Below are 18,414 nucleotides of genomic sequence, written 5' to 3' on the forward strand. Positions count from 1 at the left end.
AGTCAGTTGATCCGAAGAAAAGCCGTATCGCAAGGGTGTGATAGGAGACCGGACAATTCCTGGTCGAGATGCATGATGGATATGGATGCTCCATTCATATCCAACGATGTACAGTAATGGCCGATCCAGTTGGCTTCGATTGTTATTTGTTTAGCACTTAAGCGTTGTTCGACACGTCTGAACAGGATGTACAGTTCCATGAGTGGCGTTGAACCGAACGAATTTACGAGCACTGCCACCCTGTCTCCGGGTGACGCATTCATCTCACTGAAAATCCGATCCATGATGTGATCAACAATAGCGTCGGCTGGCATCATTTTTTCGCGGATAACGCCCCGTTCGCCGTGAATACCCATGCCGATTTCCATTTCCTCGGCACCGATTTCAAAATTGTGGCGTCGCGTCTGAGGCAAAGAACAGGGCTCCAACGCGACACCCATCGTATAGGTGCGCCGATTGGCCTTGCGTGTTACCGCCTCGCACGCCTCAAGCGACATGCCCCGATCACAGGCTGCACCTGCCACCTTGAAAATGAAGAAGTTACCCGCGACACCGCGACGGCCATCGCGATCCTCTATGGGGGAAGAGGATATGTCGTCTGTCGTCAGAACGGTGCGCGTCGGAATAGCAACTTCTTGCGCCATTTCGGCAGCCATCTCGAAGTTCATGACGTCTCCGACATAATTACCGTACACGAAGAGCACGCCTTCTCCGCCGGAGGCCGCCTTGGCACATTCAAGGATTGGGGCCGGCGGAGGGGAAGAAAAGACATTGCCGATAGCTACAGCATCGGCAAGACCTTTGCCGACATAACCAAGAAAGCAGGGTTCATGTCCTGACCCACCGCCAATTACCAGGCCAACTTTTCCCTGCCGCGGACCCTGACGTGCGACGAGTGCACGTTTCGATTCCTTGATCGGAGCAAGATAGGATCGGTGCGCTTTGATGACACCGTCAAGCATTTCCTCGACGACATCGTCTGGGCTGTTCAGAAATTTCTTGATATGCGTACGATAATGGCTGGACACATTGACTGTCGGTTCTGCACGCAGCTTCTGGGAAAGCTTGCTGTCGATTTCTGTCACGCCGTCCGCATTGAGAATGCCGCGCCCTGTCGCAGCATCAGTAATCAGAACATTGACATAGTCGCCTCGCAACGCTGCAAGAATTGCCGGTACCTTGTCGAAGCCACCCGCAACGGCGATACGCGTGTCGATGTTTTGCAGCATGTCGAGCGTGATACCGATGGTCCTGTCGTCAAGTGGTCCGGACACGGGCCGCCCATAAGAATCGATGAAGCGTCCAGCCACGACGCCGACGGCATTTTTGGTGAGATAATCCTGTATAGAGACGTTCTCAAAAAAGCCGCTGGTGTGAATTGTCGAATTTGGTCGTAGCGAAGAAATGCCGAACAGTGCCTTGTTCGCATGATTGAGCGCCTGAAATTGCTCCGCAATAATCGGTTCTCCGATAATCGCCGCTTTTACATCGGGACTGGATACGATGGCAGGCGCGGTGATGTTGACGAGGTGTGCATTTGTCGCCCGGGCCATGGCGGCCGCGCATAGTTCGGGGGTGTAAGCAAAACTGGCGCGCGTTCCGCCCGTCGCCTGTACGACGGTCACATCCTGCAGGTTGGATATGCGAGTATTTTCGGCGATCGCGAGAACTGTTCGTCCCCAGGCTACAGCAAGTGTGTCTCCCGATTTCAGAAGCTTGGCGATGGCCTGCGCTGCGGCTGTCCCGAGCCGGTCAATAAGAGTCTGTGCACCGTCGTCATTGGGCACCACCAGACAGTCATTCAAACCGAAATGACGCTTGAGTTCCTGGGCGATTGCAAGAGAACTGAGGCGTGCGGGTTCGATCGAGATATTGACGATGCCACGGCTACGTGCATCTGCCAAATAGCTGTTCACCGTGGCTCGCGAAATTCCCATGATTTCGGCGATTTCGCCTTGCGTGCGTCCATCTTCATAGTAAAGCCAGCAAGCCCAGACGTAAGGATCGTCGCCATATCGCAGTGGAATGCCATCAGTCGGGACCAGCTGTCCGATTTTGCTTGCGGTTGTTTTTCCGTTTGACGCCATCTTGTTTGCACTAATTCCCGTGGTTTTTCCTTCTATCTGCCGGCTTGTCCTGCAATACAATGTTTTTGTTTGTTTCCTACCGGATTCAATCTGCCGGAGAACGGATCGGCCCGGTTTCGCGACAGTGCGCCAAATCTATTTGAATGTAGATGCTCGTATTACTGCAATCGTTCCCGCGCACCGTTGGAAAGCTCTTTAAGGATGATCGCGCATGAGGTCGCTCCGGCATCCAGCACGCCCAGTGATCGCTCGCCAAGACGGCTGGCACGACCGATTTTCGCCACCAGATCAATTGTGGAGTCGCGGCCTTTCTCAGCGGCAGCAACCAGAGCTTCGAGTGCCTCGGCAAAGGTTCTTCCGGCAGCAGTGGCTTCATCGAAGGCTTCGACCGCTGGCACAAGCGTATCCAGCAAGGTTTTGTCACCAACCTTGGCAGAACCGATGGACTGAATGCCCTCCAGTCCGGCATGAAGCATACGGCTGAAAGCAGCGGCATCGATATTGTCGATCCCATCGATTTTTTCTGCAAATTCGGTGAACATAACACCATAAAGTGGTCCCATCGAACCGCCAATCTCGGTCATGAGCACAGTGCCGAGCGTATCGAGGGAAGCAGCCAGAGCTTTGTTCTTTCCCTTCAGGCGTTCAGCAGCCATGTTGAAGCCCTTGGCCATGTTGACGCCGTGATCCCCGTCTCCGATTTTCCCATCAATTTCACTGAGATAGGCGCGATTTTCGACAATCCGGTCGGCCATTGCGAGTACAATGTCTCCGGCTGTTGCGTTATTAAGTGTTTGCACAGGTCTCTTCCTTACAGAATGATGGTGCACTGCACTTCGACATCGAGCAATTCCTTCAGCTCGCTGTCCAGCGCCATGACTGTCAGCGTTGCTCCTACCATTTCAAGTGACGTGAAGTAGTTGCCGATATAGGTGCGATGGATTTTCAGGCCGCGTTTGGTAATTTCCGACTCAATCGTATCATTCAGAATATAAAGTTCGTTGAGCGGTGTTGCACCGAGACCTGAAATGAGAACGGCGACTTCGGTACCTTCTGCCAGTGCATGATCGTCAAGCACGATCTGGCACATGTCTTTTGCTACCTCGGCAGCAGACTTAAGCGGCTCAACCCGCACGCCCGGTTCGCCATGATGACCAATACCGACTTCCATTGTACCCGGCGCAATCTCGAAATTCGGATGTCCGACTGCGGGCAATGTGCATGGGCCGAGACCAACACCGATTGAGCGGCAGTTGTCGATGGCCTTCTGAGCTGTTGCGCGAACCTCTTCGAGCGTGGCTCCGGTTGCCGCTTTTGCACCGCCAACCTTCCACATGAATATCTCGCCAGCGACGCCGCGACGTTTTTCACGTTCATCGACCGGGGCTGAGCAGACATCGTCATTAGCGACAACAGTGGCAACTTCTATACCGTCTTTGGCGGCAAGTTTCGCGGCCATCTTCACGTTCATGTTGTCACCGGCATAATTACCGTAAAGTACGACAACACCTTTGCCGCCATTAGCTTCGCGGATTGCGTCATGGAAGCTCTTGGCAGTGGGGGAGGAAAACAGTTCACCGACCGCTACAGCGTCAAGCATGTTCTTACCGGTATAACCGATGAATGCCGGTTCGTGACCGGAACCGCCGCCGGTGACGACACCGACTTTGCCAGCGATAGGGGCGTTTCTGGCGACAATGACACGCGGGTTTTCTGCAAGTCGAACGATGTCGGAATGAGCTTTGACAAAGCCCTTTACAGTATCCTCAACGACTTCGTCCGGATTGTTGATGAAGCGCTGCATGGTATCTCCTATAAGGTGAATGAGCGCCGGGCTCAAAGAATGGTATAGCCGCCATCGACCAGAAGATCGGCGCCTGTAATCATGTCTGCTCCAGCTGAGGCAAAGAAGACTGCAGCGGCGGCGATTTCTTCCGGATATGCGAAGCGCCCAATCGGAATGCGTTTCTTTGCGGCCTCACCCTTTTCGCCAGCCCATGCTTTCTTGCCAAGTTCGGTGAGGACGATGGTCGGGGAAAGCGTGTTGACGCAGATGCCATATTTGCCCCATTCGGCGGCAAATGTCTTCGACATGCCAATGACGCCGAACTTAGACGCGCAATAGGCGACATGCTCTTCAATGGCCACGGTTCCGGCCTGGGAAGCCAGATTGATAATCTTGCCACCCTTGCCTGCCGCAATCATGGTGCGACCAACGGCCTGAGTGACGAGAAAGCTTCCCTTGAGATTGATGTTGATCGTCTTGTCCCAATAGTCGAGCGATATATCTTCCGCCGGAGCCAGATAGACCACGCCTGCGCTGTTGACCGCAATATCGATAACCCCGAGTTGTTCGATAACGCTGGCGATCGCATCGTTGACCGATTGCTGGTTGGAAACATCGCAAACGAAGGGCTTTGCGTTTTCGCCAAGCTCCTCGGCTTTGGCTTTCGCTATGTCGGCACTAATGTCCAGCACAGCAACTTTAGCTCCTTTGGCAATGAAAGCCGTGGAAATTGCAGCACCAATGCCGGAAGCGCCTCCGGTCACGATGGCAACTTTTCCGGTGAGTGGAAAGTTCAGGTCAATTTGGGGAGCTTGATCGGACATTTTTGCCTCGGAGTTCTGGATTGTGAGCCTGATGGCCCGGCGCGTTCATGACACTTTTCATGAGAGGGTGTGCCGGGCCGCCCAGACAATTTTACTTGCGGCTTTCCAGGAGCTTGTCGACGTTCTCAGCCGTCACCGGCGTCCATGGAACATTGTAGTTCTTGTCCTTGCCGTCGTTGAAAGGCATATCGGGATATTGGGCCCAGATATCGGACTGAGGTTTGTAGTCGCCCTTCTTGGCGTGGAAGATCGCGAGGTCGAGGGCGCCTTGCGCCTGAGCGTTCGCGTCCTGCAGGATGGAGGTCATCGTGCCTTCCTTGACAGCACGCAGTGCATCGGTAATGCCATCGATGCCGGCAATGGAAAAATCGCCCACTTTGAGATTGGCGGCTTTGATCGCTTCGATTGCACCCAGTGCCATTTCATCGTTTTGACCGATCACGCCGTTGATCTGGCCGGGATGAGCCGTCAGCCAGTTCTCCATAAGTGTCTGGGCCTCAGCGCGAGACCAGTTTGCGGTTTGGTCTTCGAGAACTTTCACGTCCGGGCATTCGGCAAGAGCCTTCTTGTTACCTTCCAGACGGGAAATCTGTGCGGACTGCCGATCGGGCCTTCCAGAATGACGACATTGCCTTTGCAGCCGATCTTGTCGAGAACGTTCTTGGCTTCCATATAGCCCGAAATCGTATCGTCGGAGCCGACATAGGCGGCAAGCAGCTCGGAGTTGACGCGGGTGTTCGAGCCGACAACCGGAATGCCTGCATCGCTGGCTGCCTGAACGGCCGTAGCACCCGCTTCGATGTCAATAGGAACGAAGATGATCGCATCGAATTTCTGCGTGATCATCGTGTTGAATTGTTCCTGTTGCACGAGAGCGTCGTAACGTCCGTCGAAGATGGTCAGATCGACTTCTCCGTTCTTCACGGCAGGGTGTTTTTTCAGCGCTTCGGACCAGACCTGCATGAATTCAGCATTGAGCCCGTATGGTGCAGCGCCGATCTTGAGTTTCTTGTCCTGCGCCAGAGATGGTGTCACCATCAGTGCAGATGCTGCGGCAAGCGCAATGAGAAGTTTCTTCATTTCATTCTCCTCCTTTGATAATTGGCCCCGGTCGGGCGGCACGTTTGTTGTTACAAGTCAGGGTAGATTACGCATTTTGGTTGCGCTTCTGGTCAAGCATGACTGCGCCGACGATCAAGGCGCCTTTCAGAACCTGCTGGTAGTAGGACTGGATGCCCATCAGATCGAGGCCATTGTTCATGACACCAATGATGAGTGCGCCGATGAGCGTTCCGGTGATGCGGCCGACGCCGCCGGACAAGCTGGTGCCGCCAATGACGACCGCTGCGATGGCGTCGAGTTCATAGCTGATACCGGCCTGCGGGAGGGCGGAGCCGGTGCGAGCTGACAGGATCATGCCTGCAAGACCTGCAAGGCCGCCGGAGATGACGTAGACCGAAAAACGCACCCGGGAAATATTGATGCCCGATGTATTGGCAGCATGGGGATTGCCGCCGACAGCATAGATATAGCGCCCGAACCGTGAACGGTTGAGGATCCACCACGATGCCAGAAAGACGACGGCGAGCAAAATAACCGGAACCGGAATACCCAGTATGTTTCCGGTTCCGATCCAGCGGAAATCCGGGATGAGAGCAGGCACCGGCTTGCCACCGCCATAGATGAGCGTCAGGCCGCGCGCAGCGGAAAGCATGCCCAATGTCGCGACAAAGGCTGGAACCGCGAAGCGCGAGACAATCGTGCCGACGAGCGCGCCGCAGCCAACGCCCACCAAGAGGCCAACGGGAATGGCTATGAATGGCGAATAGGGAGCGCCTGCAACACCCGCAGTCGCGACGTGGTTGCAAAGCTGGCGCTGACAATACCGGCCAATGCCACCACCGAGCCAACGGAGAGGTCAATGCCACGCGTCAGAATGACGAAGGTCATGCCAATGGCGAGAATGCCGTTGATCGAGGTCTGTAGCAGGACGTTGGAGATATTGCCTGCTGTCAGGAAATACTGGTTGGAGAATGAGAGGATCGTAACCAGGAGCAGAAAGGCGATGAATATGCCATATTCCTGGATGACCAGTCTGCGACGTTCGGAGCCAAACCAGCTCGTCGATGAATTGTTTTCTGTGGTGGACACTGTTCTACCTCTCTAGAACGAAACACGGTGCTTTTGGGGTGGCTTTCATGTCGAAAGATGCACCAGCGACTGCGCGTCCGTTTCCTCCCTGCGAAAAATGCCTGCCGACTGTCCGCTGCGCATGACCATGATGCGATCGGACATGCCAAGAACTTCATCAATCTCGGAAGAGACCATGATGACGGTCCCGCCTTCAGCGGCAAATTCACAGATGATGCGATAAATTTCCTGTTTCGCGCCGACATCGACGCCGCGTGTGGGTTCATCAAGCAGCAGAACGCGTGGTTTTCTCAGGAACCATTTTCCCAGCACGACCTTCTGCTGATTGCCTCCCGAAAGGCCGGAAACGGGCATCGTATCGCGCGCGACCTTGATCCTGAACCGTTCGATCATGTCTCTGCTGGCGGATGTTTCCTCACGCTGGTTCATTGCAAAATGCGGGCTCATCTCGGGAAGACTGGCAAGGCAGATATTGTTGCGAACGCTGTCATCAAGGTTAAGGCCGGTCAGCTTGCGATCTTCTGTCACAAAGGCCAGTCCCAAAGCCATGGCATCGGAGGGTCGCCGGACGGTGACGGGTTTACTCTCAAGTCTGATTGCACCCTGGGAGGCTTTATCCAGCCCGAAAAGACAGTTGAATATTTCTGATCGGCCAGACCCCATCAATCCGTAAATGCCGAAAATCTCGCCCTTATGTGCTGTAAAGGAGATGTCGGTTATCTTGCCGGGCGCGCTAAGGCCGGAGACCTCAATGCCTGGTATTTCAGTTGGTGCATTGGTCTTGATATATTCGTCGCCCAGCTCCCGTCCGACGATCATACGGATCAATTCGGCACGGGTAATGCCATCGAGATTGCCGCTATCTATATAGCTGCCGTCACGAAACACAGTATAGGTATCGGCGATCTGGAAAATTTCCGACAGGCGATGCGAGACATAGACGATACCTTTTCCGCTCGCTTTCAGGCGCTCTATCGCGGCAAAGAGATGTTGCGCTTCTTTTTCGCCGATGGCCGAAGTCGGCTCGTCCATAAAAATGACTTCGGCATCGTGGCTGAGCGCCTTGGCGATCTCGACGAGCTGAACCTGGGCAACAGACAGGTTCATCATGAACTGGTTGGCACGGATCTTGAATTCGAGCTGATCTAGAAGTTTCTGAGCATTTCGGTTCATCGTCTTGAAGTCAATTCCGCCGAAGCGACGGAGCGGCTCGCGACCGAGATAGATATTCTCAGCGACGGTCATATGCGGAACCGGACTTAATTCCTGCTCGATAATGGCGATCCCGGCCTGAAGCGCTTCAGCGGGGCTGGAATAAACAACGTCTTTTCCACGTCGCCGGATGTGACCGTCGTCGCGGGTATAAATCCCCATCAATATCTTCAGGAAAGTGGATTTGCCTGCACCGTTTCCACCGCACAGTGCGTGAACTGAGCCAGCTCGCAACTTCAGCCGTCCATCCCGCAAGGCGGCAACGCCACCAAAAGACTTCTTGAGTCCTTCTACTTCCAGCAGAAATTCCAATGCAGTTCCTCCGTTGGCAACAGTTAGCGCCGTCGCCATTTTGACAATATTCGATAAATGATCGACAAATGTCAACCCATGCGGTATGAAAGTAAAAAGAAGGGGAGAAACGCTGGCCTTTGATAACCGGGCTAAGGACTGGGAGGCATGAATGATCGTTTCTATTCAATTTGTTAGCGCAGTTCTGCGCGCTTGTTAGGCTTCGACAGAGCGTGTTGCTATGTGCTCGGCTGTTTCAGCCTGCAGCTCCATTTTTAGAGGATCTCGTTGAATGGGGGAAACATATTGACAAGAGACAAAAGTGACTGACAAATGTCAAAAGTGAGTTTGATCTTCAAGTCATAAGACTGTCTGGAGGCGGCAGGGTTTGATGATCAAAGAGGTGCTTCGATAGCGGGAGGATGGACGTGTCATCAAATAGCCTGGATCGACAGACGCTATTTCTGGCGTTGATCAATGTTGCTGTTCTGGCAGCGGGCGGCTTTCTGGCCGGCTCCAATTTCATGGACAGTTATAATCTGCAGTCGATGGCTTCACAGGTTCCGGAGTTGGGACTTCTTGCGCTGGGGGTTATGCTGGCGATGATTTCCGGCAATGGCGGGATCGATCTGTCCGGCATAGCGCTAGCAAATCTCGCTGGCATTATCGCGTTCTTACTGACACGCCATTACATTCCGGCTGCTGATGCGCCTTTGCTGTTTTCATGGGTATTCGCTGGTCTAGCGCTCGTTGTCGGGCTGGTTGGCGGCATTATCAATGGGGTTGTAATAGCCTATGCGCGCTTGACTCCGTTGATCGCTACACTTGGAACACAGCTTCTTTTTACCGGCATAGCCGTCTATCTCACTAACGGTTCAGCCGTCAGCATGGGTTACATCGAGCCGCTGGATAATTTCGGCAACATGCCCATTCTCGGCATTCCCATGTGTTTCGCGCTATTTCTGGTTATCGCTGCGGCGCTTTCATTTCTGCTGAAATATACGCCTTTTGGCGTGAAACTCATGCTGCTCGGAAGCAACGCCAAGGCGGCGCGCTACGGTGGCATCAATGAGAAACGCATGCTCCTCATCACCTATACGCTGTGCGGCCTGCTCGCGTCCGTTGCGGGAATTATCATCGCGGCACGCAACTCGTCCGTAAAGTGGGATTACGGTGGGTCTTATGTGCTGATTGCTATCCTCATCGCCGTTCTTGGCGGCGTCAAGCCGGAAGGTGGATATGGCAAGGTGATCTGTGTGTTGCTGGCTGCAACCGCGCTGCAGATTCTCTCAAGCCTGTTTAACTTCATGAACATTTCGAATTTCTTCCGCGACCTCGCTTGGGGTGTTCTGCTTCTCGCGTTGCTCGCATCGGCACGCGTGCACTTGGGTTACTGGTTACGACCAAAACGACAATAGAAACAAAGCCGGCAACTTCGAGATGAAGGACGCTGGCAAACACCTAAAGAAACAATCTGCTTATATTCATGGAGGAGTCATATGAGCATGTTTTCCAAAATAATAGCTGGCACAATGCTTGCCAGTACAGTCGTAGCAGGGGCGGCATTTGCCCAAGACAAGCCCACCATAGTGACAGTGGTCAAGGTTACCGGCGAAAACTGGTTTACCCGTATGAACGAAGGGGTTGATGCTTATGGCAAAGATAATCCCAACGTGAGCACCAGCCAGGTCGGACCCGCAAAAGCGGATGCCGCCCAGCAGACCCGTATTATCGAAGATCTCGTCGCCAAGAACGTCTCAGCGATTGCGATCGTGCCTATGGACCCATCAGCGCTTGAAGGTGTACTGCGCCGCGCTTCGCAGCGTGGTATCAAGGTCATCACCCATGAAGGCGATAGTCTGGTCAATACGGACGTCGATATCGAAGCCTTCGACAACAAGGCTTTCGGCGCACGCATCAACGAAAAGCTTGCTGAATGCATGGGTAAGTCCGGTAAGTGGACTTCTTTCGTTGGATCACTGGGCAGCCTGACTCACAATCAGTGGGTTGATGCTGGTGCAGAAAACGCCAAGCAATATCCGGACATGGAGCTGGTGGCGGAAAAGAACGAGTCGTTCAACGATGCCAACCGCGCCTATGAAAAAGCCAAGGAGATTCTCCGCAAATATCCGGATATCAAGGGCTTTCAGGGATCCTCTGCCATCGATGTGATCGGGATTGGCCGCGCTGTCGAGGAGGCCGGTCTTCAAGACAAGACATGTGTGTACGGTCTCGGTCTGCCAAAAGATACCGGCCCATATCTGGAAAGCGGCGCCGTCGACCAGATCTTCTTCTGGGATCCGAAAGACGCTGGCTATGTCATGAACAAGGTCTCCGATCTCGTTCTGAAGGGTGAGGAGATCAAGGATGGTATCGACCTTGGTGTGCCGGGTTACGAGAAAATGACTGTCATCAAGGGACCGGGCAAGGGCATCATCATCCAGGGGCAGGCCTGGGTCGATGCGGACAAGTCCAACTACAAGGACTTCCCGTTCTAATCGAATAATGACGCACCAAAGCTGACTTCCGGGGCCGACCACACTACGGCGGTCCTGGAAAGAATATTCGATAATTTCAGGAATTCGCCATGCACGCCGTCAATTCCACGACACATCCTGTACCACCGTTTCTTGAGGTCAGAAACGTCAAGAAATCCTTTGGCGGCGTGAAGGCACTGAAAGACGTCAGCCTGACGATCGAAGCCGGACAAATCTACCATCTGATGGGAGAGAACGGTTGCGGTAAGAGCACGCTGATCAAAATCCTCTCGGGTGCGCAACCTGCCGATGAGGGGCAAATACTGATTGATGGTGAGGTTATAGGCTCGCGTGCTGGCGATCTCGGCGCTATAGGAGCCCTTCGCGCCGGGATCGAAACCGTCTATCAGGACCTGTCGCTGCTTCCAAATCTTTCCGTTGCGGAAAACGTGGCCTTTACCGAACAGCTTGTTGAAGCCTCTGGGCGCCTTGCTCGCCGATTGAACGTTTCCCTTCTGAATGAAACAGCGCGACGGGCGCTTGCCGAAGTGCACCTACCAACCGACAAGGCGTTTCTTTCGCGCCGAACCGACACGCTACCGCTGGCGACCCGCCAGCTGATTGCCATTGCACGCGCCGTTGCGTCCGAAGCGCGTCTCGTTATCATGGACGAGCCCACGACATCGCTGACGCGTCAGGAAGTTGAAAATCTGTTGCATGTGGTAGAGCGCCTTCGCAACAAGGGTGTCGCGGTGTTGTTCGTCACGCACAAGCTTGATGAATGCAAATTGCTTGGCGGACGTGCAATTATCATGCGCGACGGATTGAAAGTGGCCGAACTTGACGTCGCTGGGCATAGCAAAGCGGAATTCAGTCATTGGATGACGGGTCGCGAAATTAGCCAAACGCGCTATCGCACCGAGCCCAAGCTGGGCGAAGTCATGCTCGAAGTTGAAAAGCTTGGCGACGGTGAAGCCTTTCAGGATGTCTCATTCAGTCTCAGAAAAGGCGAGATACTCGGTGTCACGGGACTGCTGGATTCTGGTCGTAACGAGCTTGCGCTTGCTCTTGCTGCCGTCAAACCGGCAACGAATGGTAAGGTACGCTTGAACGGGCGCGAAATCGCACCACAATCGACGGCACAGGCCATTGAATATGGCATCGGTTATGTGCCGGAAGATCGGCTGACGGAAGGCCTTTTCCTCGAAAAGCCCATACAGGATAATATCACCTTGCCGATCCTCGATCGGCTGCGCAATGCACTAGGCATCATCAGTGATCGTCGCGCACGCCGTGTTGCGGAGGAAAGTGTCGCGGATCTTCAGATTGTAGCGCCGGATGTCACCATACCAGTACAGTCTTTATCGGGGGGCAATCAACAGCGCGTTTTGATCGGTCGCTGGCTGACCATTAACCCGCAACTGTTAATTCTGCATGGGCCAACAGTCGGGGTTGATGTCGGTTCGAAAGATACGATCTTCCGCATCATCCAGCGCCTAGCCGATGATGGCATGGGCGTCATCATCATCAGCGACGACCTGCCGGAGCTTCTGCAGAACAGTGACCGCATTCTCATCATGCGTCAGGGCCGTATTGTTGCAGCACATGCTGCCGAAGACCTGACCGAAGATGCCATCTACCAATCCATGGCCAGCACGTCGAAGGAGGTGGCACAATGACCGAGATCGTATCAGCCAACGTTACGGACAAAGGTCAGCCCGGTATTGGTGCGCGGCTCTGGGATATGATGGGCCGCAGGCCTGAAATGTTCACGCTTCTTTTGATTATCGTGACCTGCGTCGTCGTGATCGCAGCCAATCCTGATTTCCTGCAAATGAGCAATATCGTGGATATTCTACGCGCTTCCGTCGTGCGCGGACTGTTTGCGATGGGCGTGCTGGTCGTGCTGGCTTCGGGCGGGATTGACGTCTCGTTCACCGCAATTGCAGCCTTTGTGATGTACGCTCTTACCATGCTGATTACGAACTGGTTCCCCGAAATGCCGATGACGATCATTCTGATCCTTGCGGCAATTGGGGGGGCTGCTTTCGGTGCGTTGAACGGCTTGCTGGTCCAGAAGCTGCAGGCGCCTTCGCTTATCGTCACCATCGGCACGCAATACGTGATCCGCAGCTTTCTGCTGACCTTTGTCGGGACCGCGCTGTTCATGAATATTCCGGTGGCGATGGATGCATTTGGCAAGGCATCACTCTTCACCCATCATGCATCGAATGGTGTAGTCTCCGTTCTACCGGCGACGGTTCTGGTTCTTGTGGCTGCTGCCCTCGTGACGTGGTTCATTCTTGAGCGGACACTGATGGGACGCGCGATTTTTGCGGTTGGCGGCAATCCGGGCATTGCCGAAAGACTGGGTGTCAACCTTTTCCGTGTGCGTATTTTCGTCTTTGCTTATGCGGGCCTTCTGGCCGGGATTGCGGGCGTCGTGCACGTTTCGAGCAATCGTCTTGCAAATCCTTTTGACCTTGCAGGTATGGAGCTTGAAATTATCGCCGCCGTTGTGCTGGGCGGAGCGCGTATCACGGGCGGTTCAGGCTCAGTGATGGGGACGTTACTCGGCGTGCTTCTCATCACGATTGTCAGTAATGTGCTGATTTTTGTTGGCATTCCAAGCACGCTGCAGCTCGCTATCGTAGGTATTTTCATTCTGCTTGCTGGCACAATCTTTGCTTTGCGTGATCGCGGCTGAAACCAAAATAATCGCGCTTTGGCTTAAGCGCTCTTGATGCGGTCTTGTGCATTTTCTGGGAGGTTTTTCATGTCACACGATGTGTCGGTCGTCGGGCTTTATATTCTTGATGTGCTCGGTCGGCCGGTCGATGCAATTCCGCCAGGCGGAAATGTTGAGTTTATAGATGAAATCCGGTTGACCGTTGCAGGCACCGCCGGCGGTACGGTGGTGGACCTAGCCAAACTCGGTCTCAACTGTCTGGCTGTGGGTGCAGTTGGCGACGATGAGAAGGCCGATTTTGTTATCGCGACGCTACAACGTTTTGGGGTCGATACGGCACAGATGCAGCGTCTTAGAGGCGTGCCAACATCATCGACGATTCTGAATATCCGCCGCAACGGCGAGCGCCCGGCTTTGCATGCACGTGGTGCATCCGATCATTTCGAGATCGCCGACGATGCGCTGGATGCAGTGCTGGAACCACCGATCATTCACCTGGGAGGCACCGGCCTGCTGGCAAAGCTCGACGGCGAACCGAGCCGTAAGTTGCTTGCCGAAGCAAAGGCGCGCGGAAGGACGACAACCTTTGATCTGCTTGGCGCGAATGATGGCACGCTTGACCTTATCGCTCCACTCTTCCCACATATCGATTACTTCATGCCGTCCATCGAGGAAGCGAAGCAGATTTCGGGGGCAGCGGATGCCGAAGGCGCGGGAGCATTCTTCCTCGAACGCGGTGTGAAGCATTGCGTGTTCACGCTGGGTGGCGACGGTGTCTGTTTCATGGACGCATCGGGAGAAATCGTGCGTCAACCTGCTTTCCGGATTGAGGTTGTTGACACGACCGGATGCGGTGATGCTTTTGACGCCGGATTCATTACAGCATTGCGTCGCAAGATGGACTTGAAAACTGCTTTGAATTTCGCTCAGGCGTCCGCAGCGCTGGTCGCGACGGGACTCGGTTCAGATGCGGGTATCCGTTCGTTCGATGATACGCTTGCGTTCATGAACACAGTGCCTGTTCATCAATAAACTGACGGATGGTGGGCCGGTCAAAAATCGGCTCGCCCTCTAATCGGCAAGAAGCTGTTCGGCGGCGTCCATATCAGTAACCAGATGCGTGGCGTAACCACCCTTTAGAACAGCGCGGATCGCTTCGACCTTCTGGACTCCACCCGCAACGCAGAGCCTCGTTGGCACACCACGCAGTTCATCCAGTTCGATGCCGATAACGCGCTGGTCGAATTCGCGGACGATTTGGTTACCGTCGCGATCAAGAAAGCGGCATATCAGAACCGCTGCGGCCCCCTCACGAGCATAAGCATCAATCTCTTCATTACTGGTCACATCGGCGATGCGCATCGTGCTGTCGGCGGCCAGGCCGCCGACACCGAACACAATTATATTGGCCTGGCCGATCAGTTCGAACTGTCGCTGGAGTACGGGTTCGCTCATAAGGGCATCCCGTAGCTTGGCCGTGCTCAGTACTGCCGGAGCCAGCATATTGACGCTGGTCGCTCCCATGTTTCGCGCCATGATCGATGTGCAAAGCTCTGCGGAAAACTCTCTTTTGCCGATGGAGGAACCAGTGACCTGCACTACGACCACCCCTTCCATGGCTTGCGGCAATGAAATAGCGTCGGCGACGGCGAGTACTGTGCGTCCCCATGAAACACAGATGGTTTGGCCTGGCTTAACTATGCGTTCCATCAAACGTGCACCACCTGCGCCCAGCGTTTTCAGACGCGTTTCTGTCGTGAATGATTTTTCCGATGGAATGACGAGCACTTCCGACAATCCAAACCGCGCAGCCAATTTACGTGCGATATGCGTGCGTGTCGCGATTTCAGGATTCATCAGGATGCGCACAACGCCTCTTTGTCGCGCTTCCTGCAGATAGTTAACTATGGTTGCGCGTGAAACGCCAATCATCTGTGCAATTTCGTTCTGGGTCAGCTGGTTCTCGTAATAGAGCCATGCCGCCCAGATGATGGCGTCATCGAACTCGGCCGGGATGGCATGCGCAGACGGTGTTTGAGCGCCCGATGTCATACTCGTTTCCTACTGTCTCTGTTGTGACTGAGTTGCACAGAATAATCTTTCGATCAACACGACAAACATATGATCTGACTAATGTCAAATGATGATGCCAATTGTATTTGAGAGTAAGAAGAATATCCATAAGGCATTGTTATACAACATAAAAAGAGAATCTCTTATGACGGCATCTATGTGTTCGCACTTCAATGTGTGGGTCAGTAGTTAAGGAAACTGTATATGAAATCAAATTGGTGACAGGCAGACTTCGACAGGATTGTCAGCTCACGAAAAGGCGAGGGCGGCTTCTGGTATGACAAGCGGCGATGCGCCTCCCAGTGTTAGCTGGTCTATGAAGCTTATGGATGCTTTCAAATCGCCCAAACATGAAGCGATGGGCTTCAAGCTTGTCGCGGGCCATCGGCTTCTGTGTCTGGATGCCCATTCGTCATGCACCAACCCTATTGCAATTTGTTTGGTCGTATTGACCCTTTTTGTTTACAATGAACGCATATGGCGAAGGCTTTCGCTCATTATGTCCAGCTGTCGGATGTAGTAGCGCCCCGAACAGCACTCCGCCCATACTGGCGCTTCCGCTACGATGCGCTCATTTGATGCCATGTCGGGGCCGACGAATAGCTCTTACCTTTCCGCTGCTTCCACCTCCGCAGAAAAAGAGGTCGCCGCCATCGGATTCAAGTCCCGATACTCCGGTTCCGTCCGGCATGTCCAAACGTTCTAGCAGGGCACCCGTTTTCTGATCGATGCGGCGAATATCGCTCCCGGTGTCTTCCCACGTACCGTGCCAAAGTTCGCCGTCGACCCAAGTGACGCCGGTGACGAACCGATCGGATTCGATCGTGCGCAGTACTTCTCCTGTCTCGGGGTTCACCTGATGTATCTTTCGAGCGCGATGCTGTCCGACCCAGAGCGAACCCTCTGCCCAGGCCAGGCCGGAATTTCCGCCATTTCCGGGAGCCGGTATTGTGGCGACTATCTCCCCGGTCTTGGGGTCGATCTTTCGGATGATGGAATCACCGATCTGGAACAAGTGCTCGCCGTCGAACGCGGTTCCCGCATCGGCCGCGACGTCGAGCGAGCGCAGGATCTCTCCGCTTTCGGGGTCAAGAGCATTCAGTTTCTTGCCCGTTGCAAACCAAACTTTATTGCCGTCGAAGCTGACCCCGGCCACATCATCTGCATCGGGGAAGGGGCCATATTCACGGATGATTTCAGCGGTTGAGTGTTTCATGTCTTCATCCTAACTGTAAATCTGTGTGGCGGGGAGCAACAAGCTTGTCGGGAATCCAGGCACACTCGCCGCGATCCAGCGGCATGCTCTTCCGCGTCCGAATGTCTCGACCTTGCTGTCGCGAGCAAGCTCTTCGAGTGCTCGCTGCACCGTACGTGGGCTCACGTTCAAGGCGAGCGCCAATGCCGAACTCGACCAGGCTTCCCCATCACTGAGCAAAGCTAGGATTTGGGCACGGTCGCCTTCTACGTGCGGCACCAGCACGGCGACATTGCGCGTGGTGTGAGGTTGCAGAACAAACCCGTCCCTGGTTGCATTCAGTGTCGCCAGTGGTTTGACGGCCTCACGCAGCCGGGCAACTTCAACACGCAGGCGCGCGCGGTGTGACACATCAGCTTGCCGCGCGTTGAAAGCGCGTTTGAGAAGCGTCTCACGTGCTACATCCTTCGGCCAAGCTTCCGCCAGAGCGCGCATGAGTTTAAGCAGCACCGGACGAGTGATGAGTGGAACTATTGTTGTCCCTCCACGCACTACATTGCGGCAGGTATCCACTATGAGTGTATCGGAGGCCAAAAGCCTTTCGATGTCTTCGAGATGGAGCAAGCGCTCTTTGCCACAGGTTACCAAGCGAGCTGCTGGCGCGCCGAATGCTTGTGCTGCCCGGTCGACCTCGGTCGAGAGCGCCGGAATACGTGCGTCTGTCGCCGCCTGTCTTGCCCGTTCCAGAGCTGCTTTCGCCGGTTCGGTCCTGATGCGGCGGATGGCTATGCCAGCCGCCACCAGTTCCCGACCAGCCAGCGACGCGCGAGGCAGAGCGCTGTCATCCAATTGACTGAGCAATGCTTCGGCTTCATCAAGACGGCCGATCAGGAGAAGGTGCCGGGCTTCGAGATAGCCGGCGTGGGCCGCGTTGCTGCGGTCACCGAACGCTTGAAGTGCCGACCGGGCTGCATTGAGCCTTTGCAATGACCGGCCGAGATCACGCGAAACAAGTGCGATTTCGGCTTCGGCAACGACGCAACGCGCACGGGCTACAAGTTCTTTCGGACCGAAATTACGCGCAGCGCTTCGCAGAAGCCCCCTAGCGCGCACAAAGTCTCCGAGTTGCGCCATTGCGATGCCGCGCAACGCCAGCGCTGGCGGGTCATCACGTAATGCAACCCTTTTCAGCGCGGCGAGGGGATCGCCTGCCGAGAGAGCGTTTGCAGCGGCGGCGATCAGTGGGTCCATTGAAATCCCGTCACACTTGTAACTCTCACGCGCGCCTCCATCCGAGCTAGCTTCATTGTATCGCAACCGCTGGAAACGGCAATTCGATGGGAGAAGCGGAAATGCCAATGCGCACCGTAATAGGAAAGGTCGGTTCGCCGTCCAGACTGACGGGCAAAGCGTCCGGTTGGATTGGGCTCGCCGCAACTCCGACATTCGCGCTGATGGCGTGGATTTCTGCATCCGGCTCGCAGGACATAATGATGTGTTCTGACGCATCGACCTTCGCCGCCGTCAACAGTATGGCCGTGATGTACGTGTTGATGAGCCTCTTTCACCTATCGCCGTGGATGAAGCTTTTTGCCGCCCGTTTCCAACTCCCCAATACCAAACCATAGG

General features: G+C 54.6%; 14 protein-coding genes and 2 pseudogenes. 6 read left to right on the forward strand and 10 right to left on the reverse strand.

Going from position 1 to position 18,414, the window contains the following annotated elements:
• Positions 1–2: 2 nt before the first annotated feature.
• From LJ361_RS13145 to LJ361_RS13175, 7 genes and pseudogenes are all read right to left on the reverse strand, one after another.
• Positions 3–2,087, reverse strand: a complete 2,085-nt coding sequence (locus LJ361_RS13145; protein WP_264811699.1) for a bifunctional sugar-binding transcriptional regulator/dihydroxyacetone kinase subunit DhaK — start codon at positions 2,085–2,087, stop codon at positions 3–5.
• Positions 2,088–2,245: 158 nt separating this feature from the next.
• Complete coding sequence (gene dhaL / locus LJ361_RS13150; protein ID WP_029926498.1) at positions 2,246–2,887, reverse strand: dihydroxyacetone kinase subunit DhaL; 642 nt, start codon at positions 2,885–2,887, stop codon at positions 2,246–2,248.
• An 11-nt stretch (positions 2,888–2,898) separates the two neighbouring features.
• Positions 2,899–3,891 (reverse strand): dihydroxyacetone kinase subunit DhaK, encoded by a 993-nt coding sequence (locus tag LJ361_RS13155; RefSeq protein WP_264811700.1) that lies wholly within the window; start codon positions 3,889–3,891, stop codon positions 2,899–2,901.
• Positions 3,892–3,923: 32 nt separating this feature from the next.
• Positions 3,924–4,697, reverse strand: coding sequence for an SDR family oxidoreductase (locus tag LJ361_RS13160; RefSeq protein ID WP_264811701.1), 774 nt, complete (start codon positions 4,695–4,697; stop codon positions 3,924–3,926).
• A gap of 91 nt (positions 4,698–4,788) precedes the next feature.
• Positions 4,789–5,777, reverse strand: a pseudogene (locus tag LJ361_RS13165) (substrate-binding domain-containing protein).
• 67 nt (positions 5,778–5,844) lie between these two features.
• Positions 5,845–6,848: pseudogene (locus LJ361_RS13170) on the reverse strand (ABC transporter permease).
• A 45-nt stretch (positions 6,849–6,893) separates the two neighbouring features.
• The gene (locus LJ361_RS13175) at positions 6,894–8,372 is read right to left on the reverse strand and encodes a sugar ABC transporter ATP-binding protein (protein WP_264811702.1); all 1,479 of its coding nucleotides are present in this window, start codon (positions 8,370–8,372) and stop codon (positions 6,894–6,896) included.
• Positions 8,373–8,779: 407 nt separating this feature from the next.
• Here LJ361_RS13175 and LJ361_RS13180 point away from each other — a divergent pair, with 407 nt between their 5' ends.
• The 5 genes from LJ361_RS13180 (at position 8,780) to LJ361_RS13200 (ending at position 14,549) form a co-directional block, all read left to right on the forward strand.
• Complete coding sequence (locus tag LJ361_RS13180) at positions 8,780–9,769, forward strand: ABC transporter permease (RefSeq protein ID WP_010659244.1); 990 nt, start codon at positions 8,780–8,782, stop codon at positions 9,767–9,769.
• A gap of 81 nt (positions 9,770–9,850) precedes the next feature.
• Complete coding sequence (locus tag LJ361_RS13185; RefSeq protein WP_151664705.1) at positions 9,851–10,849, forward strand: autoinducer 2 ABC transporter substrate-binding protein; 999 nt, start codon at positions 9,851–9,853, stop codon at positions 10,847–10,849.
• 89 nt (positions 10,850–10,938) lie between these two features.
• Positions 10,939–12,507, forward strand: coding sequence for a sugar ABC transporter ATP-binding protein (locus tag LJ361_RS13190; RefSeq protein WP_264811704.1), 1,569 nt, complete (start codon positions 10,939–10,941; stop codon positions 12,505–12,507).
• A complete protein-coding gene (locus tag LJ361_RS13195) occupies positions 12,504–13,535 on the forward strand; it encodes an ABC transporter permease (RefSeq protein ID WP_264811705.1) in 1,032 nt (343 codons plus the stop codon). Before LJ361_RS13190 ends, LJ361_RS13195 begins: the two co-directional genes overlap by 4 nt.
• A 69-nt stretch (positions 13,536–13,604) precedes the next feature.
• On the forward strand, positions 13,605–14,549 hold the full coding sequence (locus LJ361_RS13200; protein WP_029926512.1) for a carbohydrate kinase family protein: 945 nt from the start codon (positions 13,605–13,607) through the stop codon (positions 14,547–14,549).
• 39 nt (positions 14,550–14,588) lie between these two features.
• Here the strand turns inward: LJ361_RS13200 and LJ361_RS13205 are convergent, their stop codons facing one another.
• From LJ361_RS13205 to LJ361_RS13215, 3 genes are all read right to left on the reverse strand, one after another.
• On the reverse strand, positions 14,589–15,569 hold the full coding sequence (locus LJ361_RS13205) for a sugar-binding transcriptional regulator (protein WP_010659239.1): 981 nt from the start codon (positions 15,567–15,569) through the stop codon (positions 14,589–14,591).
• Between the two features lie 592 nt (positions 15,570–16,161).
• A complete protein-coding gene (locus tag LJ361_RS13210) occupies positions 16,162–16,806 on the reverse strand; it encodes a glutaminyl-peptide cyclotransferase (RefSeq protein ID WP_151664708.1) in 645 nt (214 codons plus the stop codon).
• A 9-nt stretch (positions 16,807–16,815) separates the two neighbouring features.
• A complete protein-coding gene (locus LJ361_RS13215) occupies positions 16,816–18,036 on the reverse strand; it encodes an HTH domain-containing protein (RefSeq protein WP_264811708.1) in 1,221 nt (406 codons plus the stop codon).
• An 86-nt stretch (positions 18,037–18,122) separates the two neighbouring features.
• Here LJ361_RS13215 and LJ361_RS13220 point away from each other — a divergent pair, with 86 nt between their 5' ends.
• On the forward strand, positions 18,123–18,413 hold the full coding sequence (locus tag LJ361_RS13220) for a hypothetical protein (protein ID WP_036563506.1): 291 nt from the start codon (positions 18,123–18,125) through the stop codon (positions 18,411–18,413).
• The last annotated feature ends 1 nt before the right edge of the window (position 18,414 follow it).

It is taken from the genome of Brucella sp. JSBI001 (genome assembly GCF_026014005.1).
In the GTDB taxonomy this organism is placed as follows: Bacteria; Pseudomonadota; Alphaproteobacteria; order Rhizobiales; family Rhizobiaceae; genus Brucella; species Brucella anthropi.